Annotated in this window: 14 protein-coding genes; 11 read left to right on the top strand and 3 right to left on the bottom strand. The window is 60.2% G+C overall.

Annotation, left to right across the window (positions count from 1 at the left end; genetic code table 11):
* Nucleotides 1-14: 14 nt before the first annotated feature.
* Complete coding sequence (locus F0P97_RS00230) at nt 15-1,703, bottom strand: methyl-accepting chemotaxis protein (protein WP_182285154.1); 1,689 nt, start codon at nt 1,701-1,703, stop codon at nt 15-17.
* Between the two features lie 272 nt (nt 1,704-1,975).
* Here F0P97_RS00230 and F0P97_RS00225 point away from each other — a divergent pair, with 272 nt between their 5' ends.
* The 3 genes from F0P97_RS00225 to F0P97_RS00215 all read left to right on the top strand — a co-directional run bounded on the left by F0P97_RS00225 (nt 1,976) and on the right by F0P97_RS00215 (nt 4,120).
* Nucleotides 1,976-2,170 (top strand): heavy-metal-associated domain-containing protein, encoded by a 195-nt coding sequence (locus F0P97_RS00225; protein ID WP_012836553.1) that lies wholly within the window; start codon nt 1,976-1,978, stop codon nt 2,168-2,170.
* 76 nt (nt 2,171-2,246) lie between these two features.
* Nucleotides 2,247-2,753, top strand: coding sequence for a Cu(I)-responsive transcriptional regulator (gene cueR / locus F0P97_RS00220; protein ID WP_182285153.1), 507 nt, complete (start codon nt 2,247-2,249; stop codon nt 2,751-2,753).
* 179 nt (nt 2,754-2,932) lie between these two features.
* Nucleotides 2,933-4,120: an acetyl-CoA C-acyltransferase family protein gene (locus F0P97_RS00215; protein WP_087085572.1), complete on the top strand. Its 1,188-nt coding sequence runs from the start codon at nt 2,933-2,935 to the stop codon at nt 4,118-4,120.
* A gap of 164 nt (nt 4,121-4,284) precedes the next feature.
* On the opposite strand, the gene F0P97_RS00210 is transcribed toward F0P97_RS00215, so the two are convergent.
* A complete protein-coding gene (locus F0P97_RS00210; RefSeq protein ID WP_182285152.1) occupies nt 4,285-5,322 on the bottom strand; it encodes a recombination-associated protein RdgC in 1,038 nt (345 codons plus the stop codon).
* Between the two features lie 261 nt (nt 5,323-5,583).
* Here F0P97_RS00210 and F0P97_RS00205 point away from each other — a divergent pair, with 261 nt between their 5' ends.
* The 3 genes from F0P97_RS00205 to F0P97_RS27785 all read left to right on the top strand — a co-directional run bounded on the left by F0P97_RS00205 (nt 5,584) and on the right by F0P97_RS27785 (nt 8,240).
* The gene (locus F0P97_RS00205; protein WP_182285151.1) at nt 5,584-6,138 is read left to right on the top strand and encodes a Spy/CpxP family protein refolding chaperone; all 555 of its coding nucleotides are present in this window, start codon (nt 5,584-5,586) and stop codon (nt 6,136-6,138) included.
* A gap of 217 nt (nt 6,139-6,355) precedes the next feature.
* Nucleotides 6,356-6,919 carry an acyloxyacyl hydrolase gene (locus F0P97_RS00200; RefSeq protein ID WP_182285150.1) on the top strand — a complete coding sequence of 188 codons (564 nt, stop codon included), beginning with the start codon at nt 6,356-6,358 and terminating at the stop codon, nt 6,917-6,919.
* A 1,189-nt stretch (nt 6,920-8,108) separates the two neighbouring features.
* Nucleotides 8,109-8,240 (top strand): hypothetical protein, encoded by a 132-nt coding sequence (locus F0P97_RS27785; protein ID WP_256495323.1) that lies wholly within the window; start codon nt 8,109-8,111, stop codon nt 8,238-8,240.
* A 151-nt stretch (nt 8,241-8,391) separates the two neighbouring features.
* On the opposite strand, the gene dinG is transcribed toward F0P97_RS27785, so the two are convergent.
* Complete coding sequence (gene dinG / locus F0P97_RS00195; RefSeq protein ID WP_182285149.1) at nt 8,392-10,563, bottom strand: ATP-dependent DNA helicase DinG; 2,172 nt, start codon at nt 10,561-10,563, stop codon at nt 8,392-8,394.
* Between the two features lie 1,024 nt (nt 10,564-11,587).
* Between dinG and F0P97_RS00190 the strand changes: the two genes are divergently transcribed.
* From F0P97_RS00190 to F0P97_RS00170, 5 genes are all read left to right on the top strand, one after another.
* On the top strand, nt 11,588-12,751 hold the full coding sequence (locus F0P97_RS00190) for an efflux RND transporter periplasmic adaptor subunit (protein ID WP_182285148.1): 1,164 nt from the start codon (nt 11,588-11,590) through the stop codon (nt 12,749-12,751).
* Between the two features lie 20 nt (nt 12,752-12,771).
* Entirely contained in the window at nt 12,772-15,885 is a 3,114-nt protein-coding gene (locus F0P97_RS00185) for an efflux RND transporter permease subunit (RefSeq protein ID WP_182285147.1), read from the top strand.
* A complete protein-coding gene (locus F0P97_RS00180; RefSeq protein WP_182285146.1) occupies nt 15,863-17,158 on the top strand; it encodes a TolC family protein in 1,296 nt (431 codons plus the stop codon). The genes F0P97_RS00185 and F0P97_RS00180 overlap by 23 nt, the downstream gene beginning before the upstream one ends.
* Nucleotides 17,159-17,280: 122 nt before the next feature.
* Nucleotides 17,281-17,985: a response regulator transcription factor gene (locus tag F0P97_RS00175; RefSeq protein ID WP_003065317.1), complete on the top strand. Its 705-nt coding sequence runs from the start codon at nt 17,281-17,283 to the stop codon at nt 17,983-17,985.
* Nucleotides 17,985-19,382, top strand: a complete 1,398-nt coding sequence (locus tag F0P97_RS00170; protein ID WP_182285145.1) for a sensor histidine kinase — start codon at nt 17,985-17,987, stop codon at nt 19,380-19,382. The genes F0P97_RS00175 and F0P97_RS00170 overlap by 1 nt, the downstream gene beginning before the upstream one ends.
* Nucleotides 19,383-19,393 lie beyond the last annotated feature (11 nt).

Raw genomic sequence — 19,393 nt, 5'->3', positions numbered from 1 at the left:
GAGCCGCTCGGGACTTAGGCATGTTCCAGCAATTGCGCCTTCTGACCAGGCAAGGCGGTCTGAGCGGTTGCAGGCACCGCCGGTGCCATGCCGGGATGGGCTGTGCCTCTGGGGCTGCGCATGACTGCATGCATCGCGCCGCCGGCCAGCTTGAACTGGCTGACCAGTTGTGCCAGTCGCGCCGCCTGCTCGCGCAGCGATTCTGCGGCAGCGGCAGACTCTTCCACCAGTGCCGCATTCTGCTGGGTCATGCGGTCGATATCACCCACGGCCTGGTTGACCTGGCTGATGCCCAGCGACTGCTCGCTGGACGCCGCCGTAATCTCGCCGATGATGTCGCCCACTCGCTGTGCGCTGTCCACGGTCTCCTGCATGGCCTTGCCTGCGCTCTCCACCTGGCGCGCGCCCACGTCCACGGTCTGCACGCTGGTGTTGATCAACGACTTGATCTCGTTTGCGGCCTGGGCCGAACGCTGGGCAAGGCTGCGCACCTCGGCCGCCACCACGGCAAAACCACGGCCCTGTTCGCCGGCACGGGCCGCTTCCACGGCGGCATTCAGCGCCAGGATATTGGTCTGGAAAGCGATGGAATCAATCAGGCCGATGATGTCGCCGATCTTGCGGCTGGAGGCCGAAATCTCCTGCATGCTGTTGACGGCCTGGCCGACGATCTCGCCGCCCTGCACGGCCGTCGAAGAGGCCGAGGCAGCCAGCTGGTTGGCCAGCTGCGAAGACGATGCGGTCTGCTGCACCGTGGCCGTCAGCTGAGCCAGCGATGCGACGGTTTCCTGAAGATTGCTGGCGGTCTGTTCGGTACGGGCCGACAGATCCTGGTTGCCCGTGGCAATTTCCTGGCTGGCCGTGGCGATATTGCCGCTGGCATCGCGCACCTGGGCCACCGTGGTGCTCAGCGATTGCTGCATCTGGTCCAGAGCACGCTGCAGATCCGTCAGCTCGTCCTTGCCGCTGACCTCGGCCTTGTGCGACAGATCGCCGCCGGCAATCGTCAGTGCCATCTGGCGGGCCACTTCCAGCGGACGGCAGATGGACAGCATGTTCAGCAAAGTCAGCGGAATCACCACCACCAGCGCCAGGATCACGGCCGCCACAAACATCCAGCGCGTTTGGTCGCCCACATCACGCTCGGCGGCGGCCAGCGCATTGGCCTGCTCACGCAGCAAGTTGTCCAGCTGCGCCAGCAGCTTGTCGGCCTCCATGACTTCGGCCAGAGCCTTGCCGCTCATGCGGTTGGCCGTGGTGGCCGAGTCATAGCCACCGGCTTCCAGCTGACGCGCAACAGGCTCGAAGAGCTTTCGATAAGCGTCGATGTGCCCAATGATGCTCTTGGTCAGCTGTGCGTCCTGCGCGTTCTGGTCGGTCACAAACTTGCCCAATGTCACCTTGGATTTGTCGATGAACATGACCCATTGCTGATAGGCCTTGCGCACCTCTTCGGGCTTTTCGTACTGGATGACCATGTCCTTCTCGCTGGAACGAATGCCGCCCAGCTCCATGCGCAACTGCGCCATATGGCCCGATTTGACAAAGGCGTTGCTCAGAAACTCCTGACTCATGTCCTGAATGCGGAACATGCCCAACATCCCGGCGCCTCCCAGCAGACCCAGCAATACCATCACCACACCAATGGCGCCCAGCATGCGCGTGCGGATGGTGAAGCCCCGCATCATTTCCAACAGACTCATGAATCCCTCTCCACTTTGAACGACTGGCATTGTCGAGCCAGAACTTGCAAATTGTTTCAGATTGTCACCGACACAGAGAAAAACCCATGACTCCGATGCCCAAGCCATGGCGATCTGCAATATGACAAGTTCTTATCGGCAGTCTTTGCGGCTTATCAACCCTGCCGGCTGCATGTCTTGTCAAAGGCTTGACCTTGCCATGATGTTAGGGTTGACCATTCAAGACATGGAGTCCGCCAGTCCGGTCGACTCACTTTCTGAAGGAGCCATCCATGCAACAAGTTTTTGAAGTTCAAGGCATGACCTGCGGCCACTGCGAACGCGCCGTCACCAATGCCATCCAGGGCGTCGATGCCCAGGCACAGATCAAGATCGACCGCGCTGCCAACCGCGTGGAAGTCGAAACCGGCGCCAGTCGCGAAGCCGTGGCAGCCGCCATTGCCGAAGAGGGCTACAAGGTAGCCTGAACGCAGCCTCTACCACCGCGCCAGCACCTCATGCAAGGCATCGGAAGGCCGCTGGCGCGTTTTTTCAGGACCGCCCATGCCCAAACAAGCATCGACACAAAAAATCGCTCAGAACTGGCCTGTCGTCATCGGCGAGGCTGCACGCCGCGCCGGGGTTTCTGCGCGCATGGTGCGTCACTACGAGTCACTGGGCCTGCTGCCACCCGTGCACCGTACCGACAGCGGCTATCGCCAGTACACCGAAGCCGATGTGCATGCGCTGCGCTTCATCCGCCGCGGGCGCGATCTGGGCTTTTCCATGGACGAGATCGCCACCCTGCTCGGCCTGTGGCAGGACCAGGGCCGCGCCAGCAGCCAGGTCAAGGCCATCGCGCAAAAGCACATCACCACGCTGGCCGAACGCATCGCCGCCATGCAGTCCATGCAGCGCACGCTGCAGACTCTGGTGCATTGCTGCCATGGCGATGACAGGCCGGACTGCCCCATCCTCGACGACCTGGCCAGCGCGGACACCGACCTGACGCCGGCCCATCACGAACCCAGGGCCCCCACTCCGAGAAGCAGGCGCAGGACAGCAGCCTGAGGCGGCTCATGGGTTTCACGTGAAACCATCGCCACCCACGCAGGGCAGCGTCAACAACGAGACATGTTGCACTGCAGCAAATACTGCAGAATACTCTGTGCGATGAATGCGGTTGCTCTCATTCATCCTTTCAAATCATTCAAGCACAAGCATTGCCGACGCGATGCAGGAGACAAACCATGAGCACCAGAGACATCTTCGTTGTCAGCGCCGCGCGCACGGCCATCGGCACTTTTGGCGGCAGCCTCAAGGACGTTCCCAACGCCCAGCTGGCCACCACCGTGGTCAAGGCCGCCATTGCGCGTGCCGGCATCGCTGCCGACACCGTGGGTCATGTGGTGATGGGCAACGTCATCCCCACCGACACGCGCGACGCCTACCTGTCCCGCGTGGCGGCCGTGGACGCCGGCTGCTCCATCGAAACCCCGGCCTACAACGTCAACCGCCTGTGCGGCTCAGGCCTGCAGGCCATCGTCTCGGCAGCGCAATCGATTGCGCTGGGCGACTGCGAAGTGGCCATTGGCGCCGGCTCCGAATCCATGAGCCGCGGTCCCTACTTCGACATGTCCGCGCGCTGGGGCGCACGCATGGGCGATGCCAAGAGCATCGACTACATGCTGGGCATCCTGCACGATCCCTGGCAAAAAATGCATATGGGCATCACTGCTGAAAACGTGGCAGAGCGCTACAAGATCAGCCGCGTGATGCAGGACGAGCTGGCCGTCATCAGCCAGCAGCGCGCCGCGGCCGCCATCGAGGCAGGCCGTTTCAAGGAGCAGATCGTTCCCGTGGAAATTGCCAGCCGCAAGGGCGTGGTGCTGTTCGACACCGACGAACATGTGCGCGCCGCCACCACGCTGGACACCCTGGCCGGCATGAAGCCCGCGTTCAAGAAGGAAGGCGGCACGGTCACGGCCGGCAACGCCTCCGGCATCAACGACGGCGCAGCTGCCGTGCTGATGATGAGCGAGCAGGCCCTGAAGTCCTCCGGCGCCAAGCCCATTGCCCGCCTGGTCGGTTACGCCCACGCCGGCGTCGAGCCCGCATACATGGGCATCGGCCCGGTCCCTGCCACGCAGAAGGTGCTGGCACGCACCGGTCTGAAGATCGAGCAGATGGACGTGATCGAAGCCAACGAAGCCTTCGCCGCCCAGGCCTGCGCCGTGATTCAGGAGCTGGCTCTGGACCCTGCCAAGGTCAACCCCAATGGCTCCGGCATCTCACTGGGCCACCCCGTGGGTGCCACCGGCGCCATCATCACCACCAAGGCCCTGTATGAGCTGCAGCGTACCGGCGGCCGCTATGCGCTGGTGACCATGTGCATCGGCGGCGGTCAGGGCATTGCCGCGATTTTCGAACGCGTCTGATCCACGCGTTTCAGAGCACCTGAAACGTCCATGAAAAAAGGCCTGCCAGAGTGATCTGGCAGGCCTTTTTGATAGCTTCTTGCGCCTGCTAGTACTTAATTTCAGCATCAATAAATACTGAATTCATTGCCTGGCAAGCGCAGACCGCTACATCATCCATAGCTTCAGAATGGAGCCTCTTCAGGAGCAGTGTCGGCGGGAGCTGTGGCCGGCCCGGTGACTGTTCCCTGGCTGCGCCCCTGTGCCAGGCGCACGGGCAGAGTTTCTGCCGCAGGCGCCGACGACAGCGATGCAGGCAGGCCTTCGCCCAGACCCGTGCGCCCCTCCCCGCCCAGAGCCTCGATCAGATCGGGAATCAGGCGCGACAGCTCGCCCGTGGCAATCGCCACATCGGTATCGAAACCGCCATCGTCCTGGCTGTTGCCATCCATCACTGCATCGAGCAACGCGATCTTCTTGATCTGCAGGCCTTCGCTGAGCACAAAGCTCACGCGGTCATCCCAGGTCATGGCCAGCTTGGTCGGCAACTTGCCATGCTCGATATGCTGGCGCACCTCGTCGATATCGAGTGGGTGGCGCGCATAACGCACCACGGCCTTGGACTCATCGGCGGCCTTGAGCTCGCACTCGCGGTCGATGGAAAAACCTGCGGGAGGCTCCTGCGTCATCAGCCAGTGCGCCATGGCGGCCTGCGGACTGGTCTGCGTGTCCAGCAACGCCACCGCAAAGCCTGGCAGGCCTTCGACCAGCAGAGTCACGATCTCGTCGGCACGACCTTGCGCACTGGTATCGAGCACCAGCGTGCGCGCCTGCGGATCGATCCAGACCCACATGCTGCCCTGCTTGGTGAAGGCCATGGGCAGCAGGTCCAGCTTGGCCTCGTCCTTGAGCTCTTTTTTCTCCTTCTTGCCCGGCTTGCGGCCCTCGGTCTTTTCGATGTGCTCGGCCTTCTCGTTGACCTTGCGGTTGAGCACGCTGGCCGGCAGCATCTTGGACTCGCTCATGAAGCGCATCACCCACTGGCCGGCCACGCTTTCCGCCAGCGGGCCATGCGGCTCGCCGCGCGGCGGCACCCAGCCCACGGAACGTTCCTGGGTCGCGCCGCACTCCTCAAACACCGTCTTTTGCAGCGCATCTTCCAGCAGCTGCAGATCGCCCTGCCAGCTCTCGGCAATGCGATAAACAATCATGTTCTTGAACATCAAAAACCTTTGCTAAACCTTCAATCGTCGCCAGCTCCTGCAGCTGGACCTCGCGGAAAAAATCGGCCGCCAAAGCAGCCCATGCATCCATTGTTGCGCAGTCGGAGCCACTCAAACTTATCAATACTTTACAGAGCGGCTGCAAAACCTCACGTCTCAGAAACATGGGAGGTCCACACTTCAGTCATCCGCTACCGAATGCCCATTCAGGAGCAAGACCAGGCGGCCACTTCTTCCACTTCAACCGAAAAGGAAACAGACATGAACCGCTTTCGCCAGACATTGACCGGCGCTGCTGTTGCAACCGCCCTGCTCGCCTCGCTGAGCCTGCCCAGCTTTGCCCAGACTACGCCCCCCGCTGAGCAGCCTGCTGCAGCTCAAAAAGCACCTGAGCCGCACCAGCACCAGCGTGGTGACAAGCGCGGCGACCGCATGGAGCATATGAAGCAGCGCATGGAAAAACTCAAGGCCGATCTGAAGCTGACGCCTGCGCAGCAAGCTGCCTGGACCACCTACACGCAAGCCATGAAACCCGGTGAGCGCCCTGCCCCCGGCGACCGCGAAGCCTTTGCCAAGCTGACCACGCCCGAGCGCATCGACAAGATGCGTGAAATGCGCAACAAGCGCATGGCGGAAATGGACCGCCGTGCCGAAGCCACCAAGGCCTTCTACGCCCAGCTCAATGCCGAGCAGAAAAAGACCTTCGATGCAGCCACCCTGCACATGCATCACCAGCGCGGTGAGCATCATCATGGCCAGCATGGCGGCAAACCCGGCCAGGAGCGTCCCGCAGCTCCGGCCCCTGCAGCAAAGTAAGCCGAGCCCAATCGCCTTCTCCATAAAAGCCCCCGGTCGTCATGACCGGGGGCTTTTTTCATTTCGATGTCAATTGGCTGACTACCAACGCAAGCGCTTGCCGACAGAACAATTATTCACAAGATTCTAGATTCATATCCACAGAGGGAGCGAAATCAAGGCATTGTCAGAGCATCGATATCGCGACCAGATTCAAAACATTTAGATGGCAATTGACATGAAAAAACTGCAATTGACAACGAATCTCGTAATCCCGATGCTGGTCAGCCTGGGCAGCCCCATGCTTCATGCACAGCCTGTGCAAGCATCGACAGCAGCGATCTATCTGCAGTACGGCTCGGCAGAGCACAGCACCGACAGCTGGACAGGTGGCGTCATCCTCCCCTGGAACTGGAGCTACGCCCTTGGCTCGGGACGGATGACAGGTTTCTGGGATCTCTCCATCAGCCGCTGGTCGGCCGACTATCAGGGCAGCAATCGTTCAACCTGGGTTCTGGGAGCACAACCCACATTACGCTGGCGCCCCTCTCAAGGCCAGTCGCCCTGGTTCCTGCAAGCCGGCCTAGGCATGAGCTATGCCACCAACCACCGTTTCATCACCGATCACAAGGAATTTTCGACCCGCTACAACTTTGCCAGCCATATAGGCATCGGCTACCTGTTTGGCGAGCAAATGAAAAACGAGATCAGCCTGCGCTTCGAGCACCAGTCCAATGCAGGCATCAAGCGCCCCAATCCGGGAGAGAACTTTCTTCAGCTGCGATACGCACGTCACTTCTGAATTCCCGGGCCAGCGCAATCTGTATCGACAAGGCCGCCCAACGGGCGGCTTTTTTCATGCTTTGCAGCAGTCGCACGATCTGTGAATAAACATGGTGATAAAGGCCAAGGAAATTTTCGGTTTTCCACAGGCCGGCTGGCTTCTGGAAAGTTGTTCCCAAATCAAGGACATCGGCAGCCCATGTCAGGGCACAGACTTTGTGAAACTGTAAGTTGTTGATTTTTATTGAAATTAACTACTTATCAACAATTAAGTGGACTACTTACTATTACTACTAAGTAAAAAGATAAGACTAGAAATAACAACTTTGGTCGAAGTTTACACAGCAATCGGACATGGACTGAATAAAAAAAGAGGCCGATCAGATCGACTTCAAGAAGTTCTTGCTACATCACACCCTCGAAATCTGATGTGCCCAAGCACGGCTTCACCAGTTGTTCACTATAAAAATAGTAGCTAAAAACTCTTATATATCAATGTATACAGAGTATTTAATGGATATAGACGAATAAATGGATTTCTGTGGATAACAACCTATCAACTTTCATGTTTTCCACAAAAATACGGAAGCAGCCAAAGTTGTTCATGGATCAAGGACAGCAGCAACCGCCATTTGTCTCCATGTTTGTCATCACACAAGATGCTTGATTTACCTTGGGTTTTGGAAGTTATCAACAGCAGGGGCCAAGTCTTACTACTACGACTATATTTTTATAAAACTTCTAAAGAACAACTGAAGGTGAAGCCACGGGAAAGAGTCGAACCCATGCAAAATTGCGGTTGATCAGGTGCTCCAATCCCTTTGATTCAGAGGGAAGTCCATAAAAAAAGGACTTTGGCCAAATTGACGCGCCAGATCTCGAAAAATTGGCGTAAGATGCGCCTCCTCAATGATTGGAGGTGGGGATAAATTCCCATTGAGGAGTCTTTGAGACGTTGGTTATCCACAGAATGTTATGAACAGCTGGGGGAAACTGTCCGGGGATGCGCGCCAGCGATAGCTGCCCGGATTCCGCCTTGTTCATTCAAAAAAATTCAATGATCTATAGGTCATTGTTTTCAAAGAATTTTTTGCTTCTGCCTGGAGCAGAAACCTGAGCGGATACGGCAAGCTCTGGGAAAGTGCAGCCATCCGTCGATGGGACGGAAACCACGAGCACCGGGAGTTGCCAACGAGTCGCGGTGATCAATGGTGCACAAGCCCGGCGGTATTGCTTCAGGCAAGACCTTGCGGGTCGGCAGCCAGGCAAGGCTGGATGCTGCTCGCAATGCCGAGCAACTGTTAGAAAAATTACAAATGCGCGGAGTGCGCCGGGACTGAGTGAAAGTGCGCAGGAAGGGCGCAGCGGCAGTGCAGAAAACAGCCATGCTGCGAAGCTCTGGAGCGCTGAAAACCAGCCTCAGGAATGGTGCAAAAGAGCTGCGAAACGGCCTTGGATCACCTGCGTGAAAGGCGCGCTTCGTTCAGGACTTCAGGACATTGAAACAGGGCGCCGTTGCAGCGTGAAGGGCGGCAGGCCTTTGATGAGCAATTGGCCGTAGCTGGTGCCCGTCAGGCGGCGGTCATAGCAATACACATGGGCCTGGTCTTCCTCGGTCCGGATAGCGCGGCCCACCCACTGGGCCAGGCGAATGGCCGTGGCCGGCACCACCAGCTCGTTGAAAGGGTTGCGGCCGCTGCTGCGCAGCCATTCCGCTCGGGCTTCGCCAACGGGGTCATCGGGTGGCGCAAAGGGGAGCTTGGTGATGAACAGGGACTCGCATAGCGCTCCGGGCAGGTCCAGTCCTTCGCCAAAGGACTGCATGCCGAAGATGATGGAGGGCTCGCCCATGGCCACGGCCTCGCGGTGGCGTGCCAGCAGTGTCTGGCGGGGCAGGGCGGTCTGCACCAGCACCTGGTTGCGCATGCTGGTGGAAAGCGCATCCACGGCCTGGCGCATCTGCTCGCGGGATGTGAACAAGACCAGTGCGCCGGCCTCTATGCGGCTCAGATCGTTCAGCAGGGCCTCGACCATCTCCTCGGTAAAGCGGGCGGCTTCACGAGGGTCTGAGACCGTTTCACGGGCCACCAGCGTGCCCTGGCGCGCATAGTCGAATGGGCTTGGCACTTCCAGCGTGGTGACACAGTCGTCATTGGCCAGCCCCGCTTCGCGCAGAAAGAAGTCGAAATGGCCGCAACTGGTCAGCGTGGCGGATGTCAGTACCGCGCCGCGCACCTGCGACCACAGGTGCTGGCGCAGGGTGGAGCCGGGCTGTATCGGGCTGGCATGGGCCTTGACCACGATGAACTCACCGTCCATCTCCAGCGTGAACCACTTGGCATGGGGCACCATCTTGCCGTCGCCATCGCTCTCGTTGTTCTGCAGCAGCAATTGCGTGGTGTTGAAAATGGCTTCCAGCCTGGGCGCCAGGGCGCCAACCTGCGCATAGACGGTGGACAGGCGCTGCGCTTGTTCGGGTTGCTCCTTGATTTCGGCACGCAGGGCCTTGGAGACGGCACGCAGCGCATCCAGAAAGCCGTCGGCATGGTGCGCAATCTGTCCCAGGGGCTCCAGAAGCGCCTCAGGCAGCATTCCGCGGGGTGCCCGCACCCTGGCTGGCCCATAGCTGTCTTTCTGCGATTTGAGCGTCTCTCCGTAGTGCTCCATGACCAGTCGCGCCAGCTCCTGCATCTGCTGGCGCAGCTGACCCGCATGCTTGGGCACGTCGGCCAGCTCCTCGACTTCGGCGACCTGGTTCACGCGCAGCGCACGGCTGGCCAGCTTGTCGATCCAGCCCAGGCGGCTCAGATCCATCTCGCCGGCAAACTGGTCCAGAGCCGTGGAGGGCAGGTGGTGGGCTTCATCGAGCACCAGCAGACAGTTGTCCAGCTCGGGCAGCAGCTTGGAGCCCAGCGATGAAAGCAGCAAATCATGATTGGCGACAATGACTTGCGCTGCCACCAGGTCTTTGCGGCGCTCGTAATAGACGCAGTTGCCGAAGGCCGGGCAGTGCTTTCCCGTGCATGAAGAGGACTCGGCTGCCACGGGGCTCCAGGCCTCGGCCTCGGGCGGGGTCTCCAGCGAATCGCGGTCGCCGTTCCAGGCCTCCGTGGCCAGCGCATCGGCCATGGATTTGTAGAACTGCATGCGGGCCTGCAGCTCATGCTGAGGACGGCTGAACTTGGTCTGGCCCTGCTCATCGCCAAACAGATCGTCCATCTCGTCCTGTGCTTCCCCCGTACTCGCCAGACGTTCCAGCTTGAGCTTGCAGACAAAGCGGCCACGTCCCTTGGCCAGGGCGAACTTGAAAGGTTGGTCCAGCTTTTGTGCCAGGGCCGGCAAATCCTTGTTCACCAGCTGTTCCTGCAGCGCCACCGTGGCTGTGGAGATCAGCACGCGCGTGCCGCGCGACAGCGCCATGCGAATGGCCGGAATGCTGTAGGCCAGCGATTTTCCGACCCCGGTTCCGGCCTGCACGACAGCGATGGCACGACGTGGTTCCGGCTCGCCTTCATCGATTTTTCCGAGCTGGGCCTGGCTCAGCGTTTGCGCGATCTGGGCCGCCATTTTTCGCTGCCCATCACGACTGCGAAATCCCGGCATGGCCCCGACCACGGCATCAAAGGAATTCAGGGCCTCTTCAGCCCACTTTTTTTCATGCATTTCAGCGTTTTTTGAGACGCAAAGACGCTGTGCTTTTGCGACTTATAAGTATTCGTACAGAGATATGTATCAAATAAGATTGAATTTCTTATGCAATACGGCATACAAATCAGGGTGGTTTGTATGTTCTACAGCCGTATCCGAGGGAGTCGGCAGGTAGAACTTTTCCACTACTTGTATATGACTTGTTCATTGTAGTTGTGGATTCTTCCGGGTGCAGTTACCAAGAAACTTATCCACAGAAGCAGCCGAAAATCAGCCTGTACATATCCTGGAGACAACCATGTATCTATCCCTGTGGATATGGTTGTTAAATTTTTATGAATAAAAAGATTTTTCTAGATTCTCGCTTTGCTGGAATTTTTCAGAAATGGCATGGTTTTCAAGTGCTGTGGGTAAGGTTGTTCATGGTTTTCTTCGCTCTTGCAGGTGGTGAAGCTGAAAATTTATCCACAAGTTTGTTGAAGGCAATGGCGCGCAGCTGTGGGCGGAAGATTACTCACCGGCAATGCTCGTCTCTCTGCTTTGTATGCAAGAGCGCCGGTTTCTGTTGAAATCTGTGTGCGAAGGAGGAAGAGGGCGAAAGCTATCCACCGCGTGGATAACTTCAAAGCTCATCTTTTGATAGTAGATATCCATTGACTATCAATCGATTGATCGTGTTTTCTCTGAAATTCAGAGGCAAGGCATGGATCGGCCTTTGATCATGAAGTAATGATGCTTTTGATACTCATGTATGAAAAAATACATGAAAAATGCCTGTTTTTTGAGCAAATTGCAGAAGGTATGCGTGAATTGCCTGAAAAACGGGCAATGCGGCCTGTCTGAAGGCTGATTTCCTGGTGTCAGGCCATCAGCGGGGTCTGGCTTGCTCTGCGGCCCCGTTCCAGTCCGTGCCCGGTCTTACCAAACCGTAATGCGTGTGTCATCCACGCTGCTGGGGGCTGTTCCTAGCATGGAGGCATCACTGCAAGTGAAGCCGCGGACCAGCTCGTCACTTGCCAGCCATGCAAAAGGGTGAACGATGAACAAAAGCCTTGTGGGACTGCCGGGAGCGGCACATTTACCAAACTGGACGTGGGCAAGACTGCCGGTGGTGGCTGCGGCCATTGCCGTGGCGGCTCTGTTGGGTGGCTGTGATGCCTCCAAGGCCACCGAGGAAGCGAAGAAACCGGTTGCACAGCTGCCCAAAGGCTTCATTCAGGTCAAGCCAGAATCCGTGAAGATGCTGGAGATCGCGCCTGTGGCCGATCCGCAAGGGGTGCAGATGGCCTGGGCTCCTGCGCATGTGGCGTTTGTCGAGGATCGTGTGGCCTCGGTCTCAGTGCCGTTGTCGGCGCGTGTCGTGGCTGTCAATGCGCATGTGGGCGATATGGTCAAGGCCGGTGATTTGCTGGCGACGCTGGTCAGCCCCGATGCACTGCGCACCCGCTATGACGTGGCTGCGGCCAAGACCGCACACGACGTGGCTGTGGTGGAAGCCCAGCGCCAGCAGACCATGGTGGACAAGGGCGTGGGTGTCGAGGTCGATCTGCGTGCCGCGCAGGCCAAGCTGCGTGAGACCTCGCAGGAGTTGGGCCGTGCACAGGGCACGGCAGCGCTGCTGGGCTCCGGTAGCGGTGATCGGATCGAGCTGCGCGCACCGCGTGCCGGCATTGTGGCCGAGCGCAAGGCCGTGGTGGGGACTGCTGCTGAGCCGGGAGCGGCGCTGTTCATGATTGGCGACCCCCAGGCCATGAATGTGGTCGCAGAGGTGTTCGAGTCCGATCTGCCCGGCATTCGTCTGGGCAGTTCCGTACAGGTGGAGGTACCGCAACTGCCCAAACCTCTCAAGGGCACGGTCCGTCATCTGGGAGCCACGCTGGACAAGGAGTCGCGCCGCGCTGCCGTGGTGGTGGAGCTGAGCGAACAGAACCCGGTGCTGCGTCCCGGCATGCAGGCCAAGGTGGGCGTGCAGTTGTCGAATCTGCAGGAGATGCTGATTCCCGTCACTGCCGTGCTCATCAAGGATGAAAGTCGCAGCGTGGTCTATGTGCAGCATGAGAACAACCAGTTCGAAGCTCGCGTAGTGACGCTGGGGCGTCCATCGCGCGGCATGGTGCCGGTGATCAGCGGCCTCAAGGTCGGTGAGAAGATCGTGGTGCGTGGTGGCCTGCTGCTCGACGGCGCGGCCAGTCAGCTGCTGTAGTCCCGGCAGGAGTCTGAACCATGCTGCGTTCATTTATTGCATTTGTCGTCCATCGCCGGCTGCTGGCGCTGTGCGCCACGCTGGCGATTGCCATCTATGGCGTCTATGCCTATCTGCAGACGGCCATCGAAGCCTACCCTGACGTGACCAATGTGCAGGTCGGGGTGATCACCCAGGCACCGGGCCTGGCTCCTGAAGAGGTGGAGCGCCAGATCACCCAGCCGCTGGAGCGTGAACTCAACGGCACGCCGGGCTTGATATCGCTGCGCTCGGAGAGCTATTTCGGCCTCTCCATGATCAACCTGGTCTTCAACGACGACGCGAAGAGCTTCATTGCGCGCGCCGAGGTTTCGCAGCGTCTGCCACAGGCAGATCTGCCCAACGGCGTGACGCCTGAAATGGCGCCCGACTACACGCCGCTGGGCAAGATTTTCTACTATCGCCTGCAAAGCGACAGGCACACCCTGGCGCAGCTGCGCACCGAGCAGGAATGGCATGTGGTGCGCGTGCTCAAGCAGGTGCAGGGCGTGGCCGACGTGGTCAGCATTGGCGGCTTCGTCAAGGAGTTCCACGTTGAAGTGGACCCCGAGAAGCTCTACAGCCTGGGCCTGTCGCTGGATGATGTGAGCGATGCGCTGTCCAAGTCCAACCGCAACGTCGGCGGTGGTCTGATGCGCCGCGGCGAGCAGTCCTTCATCATTCGCGGTATCGGCCTGTTGCGCAATCCGCAGGAGATTCAGGATGTGGTCGTTGCCATGCGTGGCAAGGCCCCCGTGACCATCGGTGACGTGGCGCGTGTCGCGCAGTCGCATACGCCGCGTCAGGGCTCGGTGGGCATGGACGACCAGAACGATGTGGTGCAGGGCATTGTGCTGCTCAAGCGCGGCGCCAACCCCTCCATCGTGCTGGATGACATTCATGCCAAGGTCGAGGAGCTCAACAGTGGCGGCCTGCCTGAAGGCATGCACATGGTCACCAACTATGACCGCTCCGATCTGGTGGGCCATACGCTCAAGACCGTGCAGCACAACCTGCTGTTCGGGGCCACGCTGATCGTGGCCGTGCTGTGGCTGTTCCTGCGCAGCCTGCGTGGCTCGCTGATCGTGGCCACCGTGATTCCGCTGTCGCTGCTGGTGGCTTTCATCGGCCTGCACTGGCTGGGCATGCCCGCCAATCTGATCTCCATGGGTGCCATCGACTTCGGCATCATGGTGGACGGTGCCGTGGTGCTGGCCGAGAACATCATCCGCAACGCACGCCAGCGCAAGCCGCAGACGGCCAATGACATGCGCCACATCATTGTGGATTCGGCCGTTGCCGTGGCCAAGCCCACGCTGTTCGCCATGGCCATCGTGATTGCGGCGCTGATTCCCGTGTTCTCGCTGCAGAGCATCGAAGGCCGCATCTTCCGCCCGCTGGCCATGACCTACAGCTTTGCCCTGCTGGGTGCGCTGGTGTTTGCCATGGGACTGGTGCCTGCGCTGTGCGCCCTGATGCTCAAGCCCAAGCATGTGATGGTGGAAGAGCCCAAGATCTTCGACCGCGCGCATCATGGCTACCAGCACTGGATCGCCAAGGTGCTGGGTGCAGCCAAGCGCCGCACTGCGGTGATCGCCGTGTTCGTGAGCGTGCTGGTGGTGGCCGGGGTTTCAGCCAAATGGCTGGGCACCGAGTTCCTGCCCGAGCTCGATGAGGGCGATGCCTATGTGCTGGTGCAGATGCCTGCCTCCATCTCGCTGGAAAAAGGCCAGGAAGTGCTGCGCGATGTGCGTCTGCGCCTCAAGGTGTTCCCCGAGGTGATCACCGTCACCACGGAGCAGGGACGCCCCGAATCGGGCACCGACAACGAGACGCTCAATCTGGCCAAGGTGCTGGTGCGCCTCAAGCCCCATGGCGAATGGCGCAAGGGCCTGACCAAGCCCGCGCTGATCGAGGAAATGCGTGCGACGCTGGGTGAAATTCCCGGTGTGGCCTTCAACTTCGCACAGCCTATTCGCGACAGCGTGGAAGAGTCCACATCGGGCGCGCGTGGTCAGGTGGTACTCAAGCTGTTCGGCCCCGATATTCCCACGCTGCGTGGCATTCTTCAGCAGACCAAGTCGCTGGTGAAAGGCATCGACGGAGTGGTTGACCTGGACCTGTACCGCGATGCTCCGGCACCTCAGGTGCATGTGCAGTTCGATCGCCAGGCACTGGCGCGCCAGGGCATTGCCATGGAAGACGCGCAAAAGACGCTGGAAGTGGCCTTGGCAGGCAATGTGGCCACCACTCTGTGGGAGGGTGAATTCCCCGTGCCGGTGCGCGTGCGTCTGCCCTATGTGGACCGCATGGACGAGGAGCGCATTCGCAACATCGCCATACCGCTGCCCGATGGTGGTTCGGTCCCCCTGGGATCGGTAGGTACGGTCAGCATGAAGATCGGTAACTCCTCCATCTTCCGCGAAGGCAATGCGCGCTACATGGCGCTGAAGTTCAACGTGGAAGGCCGCGACATCGGCTCGGTGGTGAAGGACACGCTGGCCACCTTCAAGCAGAACGTGAAGCTGCCCGAAGGCTACCAGGCCGTCTGGGGCGGTGAGTGGGAGAACCAGCAGCGTGCGGCTGCACGCCTGAAGGTGGTGGTGCCGCTGTCTCTGGTCATCGTCTACGCCCTGCTGTTTGGCGCGCTGGGCCAGGCCCGCAGCGCCGGCATCATCCTGCTGTGCGCGCCGTTCGCCATGGTGGGCGGCATCGCCGCTTTGCATCTGGCACACATCGAGCTGTCCATCAGCGCGGCCATCGGCTTTATCGCCTTGCTGGGTCAGGTGGCCCTTGCGGGCTTGCTGGTGGTCTCTGCGGTCGAGGATTTGCGCCGCCAGGGCATGCCCTCGATGCAGGCGCTGATCGAAGGTGCAGCCGAGCGCATGCGCTCCATCATTCTGGTGGCGTTGCTGGCGCTGCTGGGCCTGCTGCCCATGGCACTGTCTACCGGCGTGGGTAGCGAAACCCAGCGCCCCTTTGCCTCGGTCATCGTCGGCGGCATGGTGGTGCTGCCTCTGGTGGCACTGGTGCTGCTGCCGGTGCTGTATGCCTTGCTGGGCCCCAAGAACATGTTGACGCAGGAAGAACGTGATGAAAGCGCTCAAGATGAATAAGTGGCACTCTCTGGCCATGGCCGCTGCACTGTGCTGCGGTGCTTTCAGCGGCACAGGCCATGCTGCCGAGACTATGGATGCAGCCGCACAGGGCAATGCTGCAGCGGGCCGTATGGCGGCCCCTGCACAGCCTGTGACCCTGCAGGAATATCTGCGCATCGTCGTGCAGAACCAGCCCAATCTGGCGGCAGATCGCATGCAGCTGGATCTGGCCAAGGCAGACAGCAAGACGGCTGCCACCATACCCAATCCCGCCATGCACTACTCCAGCAAGCGCGGAGAAAAGGAATGGGGTGTGGAGCAGGCCATCCCCATCTTTGGCCAGCGCGGCATGCGCATCGAGAATGCCCGGCTGGGCGAGAAGGCCGCCGCGGCCAATGCCGATGTGGCAGTCGCCGTCACCATGAGCGATGCAGCCCATGCCTTCAATGAGCTGCTGGTGGCACAGCAGCGCTATCAGGTGTGGTTGGCTGCCCGTGATGAGCTGGAGAAGGCAGGCAATATCGTCAAGGGCCAGATCGAAGCCGGCACGCGCAGCCGCTATGACGGCGCGCGCCTTAACCTGCAGCAGGCTCAGATGAGCATGCAGGTCAGCAAGGCTCAGGCCGCATTGCGGGATGCCGCATCGCGCGTGGCCAGCATTGCGGCCTTGCCGCAATGGCAGGTGCGTGTGGAAGGCAGCCTGCAGGCCACTGACATTCGCAAGGCAGCCAGCTACGAGCAGCTGTGGAACCTGGCGCAGACCCAGTTGCCGAGCCTGCGTGCCGCGCAGGCCGAGCTCGACAGATCGCGTCAGAAAATCAAGCTGGAGCAGCGTGAAGCATTGCCCACGCCATCCTTTGGTCTCTCCCGCATCCGCAACAGCGTGGATGGCAGCTTCAACCAGGTGGGCGTGAGCGTGGAGATCCCGCTGTTCGACCGTCGCCAGGGCCCTATCGAGCGCGCCAAGGTCGAGGCCGATCAGGCCGAACTGCGCCGTGATGCGGTCGTGCTTGCCGCTCAGTCCGAATTGCAGCGTGCCCTGCAGCAGCTGTCGCTGCGTCGAACGGCCGTGCGCGATTACGAGAAGGAAGGGCTGGCGCAGATTGCGCCACTGCACCAGATGGCACAAGATGCCTACAAGCTGGGCAAGGGCACGATTCTGGAGCTGATCGATGCGCTGGGCTCGATTACCGAGCACAGGCTGGAGCATCTGGAGCTGGTCAAGGACATGCTGGACGCCGAGTGGGAAGTGCGCCAGGCCAGCGGCGATCTGCCACAGGTGCAGCCTTGAGCGAGGCGAGGGAGATGGCACAAACCCCTGTACCACCTCCTGATGCCGCTGCATCTCCGGCTGCGAAGGTGGAGGCAACGGCTTATAGTGTCTGTCCACCAACGGCCAGAGACAGACTCAGCATGTACCGCTACCTCATCATCGAAGACGATGCGCTCAATGCGCGTTACATCGCTGAAGGTTTGCGCCAGCAAGGCGCGCATGTCAGCGTCTGCGGTGACGGCGTTCAAGGCATTGCACAGGCCGTTGGCGAGAACTGGGATGTCATCATCCTCGACCGCATGTTGCCCAATGGCTTTGACGGGCTGCAGATTCTGCAGACACTGCGCTCCATGGGAAAACAGACGCCGGTGCTGGTGCTCAGTGCCTTGTCTGCCACGGACGAGAGAGTGCGCGGGCTCAAGGCCGGCTGCGATGACTATCTGACCAAGCCTTTTGCATTTTCCGAGCTATCGGCAAGGCTCGAAGCCCTGGTGCGTCGCGCGCAGATCCCGGCTCCCACGCGCGAGATGCAGGTGGCCGATCTGCGCGTCAACCTGATTTCACGCAGTGCCGAGCGTGCCGGCCAGCCGCTTTCGCTGCAGCCGCGCGAGTTCCGTCTGCTGGCGTTTCTCATGCAGCATGCGCACCAGATCGTCACGCGCACCATGTTGCTGGAGTCGGTCTGGGATTACCGCTTCGATCCGCAGACCAATGTGATCGATGTGCACATCAGCCGCCTGCGCAGCAAGGTGGACAAAGGCTTTGCCACGCCTCTCATCCATACCGTGCGCGGTGTGGGCTACAGCCTTTCGGACCAGCCGCAAGACCTGCCCGAGGTGGTCTGATGATGCGCTCCAGACCCTGGAGTTCGCTGGCCTTCAGACTGGCACTCAGCTATGGCGGCCTCCTGGTTCTGACCATGGCCATTGTGCTGGCCGTCTTCTATGTGCAGACCGTGGGCGTGGTGCGGGTGAGGCTCGACAAGCAGGCCGAAAACCATGTGCGCAGACTGACCGAGCACTCGGCCAAATACGGCCCCGGAGCGCTGGAGAGCGAGATACTGCAGACCATTCGTGACGGAGTGAATACCGACACGGAAATCCTCATTCTCATGAACCCGCAAGGCGAGACCATTGTCAGCAATGCCGAGGTCTACCCTCCGCGCAAGCTCAGCATCATGGGCGTGCGCGAGCTGACCGTGAAGCGCAACGGGCGGCTGATGGTGGGCCGGGTTGCCGTGGTCGAAATGCCCAATGGCAATCTGCTGGCCGTAGGCAGCGACATGCAGCTGCAGCGTGATATGGAAGAGCTGTTCGGTCAGGCCAGCTTGCTGGCAGCCGTCGCGGCCTGCATCATGGCCCTGATAGGTGCCATGGTCTTCAGGCGTGTGGTGGATGAGCGCGCGGCCGCCATTCGCAACACCATGTCGCGCGTTGCGGCGGGCGATTTGCGCCAGCGCATTCCGGTCGATCAGCGCGGTGATGAATTCACGCTGCTCAACCGTGATATCAACACCATGCTCGATCGGCTCGAACAGTTGATGGAAGGCATACGCCATGTCTCCAACAGCATTGCGCACAACCTCAGAACGCCGCTGACGCGCATATTGCTGCGCCTGCGAAACGCACAGCAGGCCAGCCCCGAAATGCAGTCCGCCACGCTGGCGCTGGTGGCCGAAGAAGTCGCTGAACTCGGTGTGGTGTTCGAGAAGCTCTTGCAGATTGCCGAAGTGGAAAGCGGGGCCAGCCGCAAGAGCTTTGCACCGGTTGACCTGCAGGCCTTGCTGGTCGATGTGGTGGACTTTTACGAGCCGCTGGTGGAGGACGCCGGCGGCATTCTCAGGCTGGATGTGCAGCAAGGTGTGCAGGCCCTGGGCGATGGCGACCTGTTGGCCAGTGCCGTTGCCAATCTTGTTGATAATGCTATCAAATACGGAGCATCATCCGATGATGTTCATGGTGCTGACGTGCTGCTGCGTGCCGCCCCAGCGCAGGAGCAGGGCAGCGATGGAGCATGGGGGGTGGAAATCACCGTGCAGGACCAGGGACCGGGCGCAGATCCTCAGACGCTGGAGAAGATGACCACCCGTTTCTATCGCGCAGAATCGGATCGTCCGGGCTACGGACTGGGTCTGGCCAGCGTGCTGGCCATTGTCCAGCTGCATGGCGGCAGGCTCAGTTTTCACAACGCCCATCCAGGCATGGTGGCGCGCATCTGGCTGCCTGCAGTGGCTGATGTCTGAAGCGCTGCCGC

The organism is Comamonas testosteroni (assembly GCF_014076415.1).
Taxonomy (GTDB): Bacteria; Pseudomonadota; Gammaproteobacteria; order Burkholderiales; family Burkholderiaceae_C; genus Comamonas; species Comamonas testosteroni_F.
The sequence above is the reverse complement of the archived record's forward strand: the minus strand, read 5'-3'. Positions and strand labels throughout refer to the sequence as shown.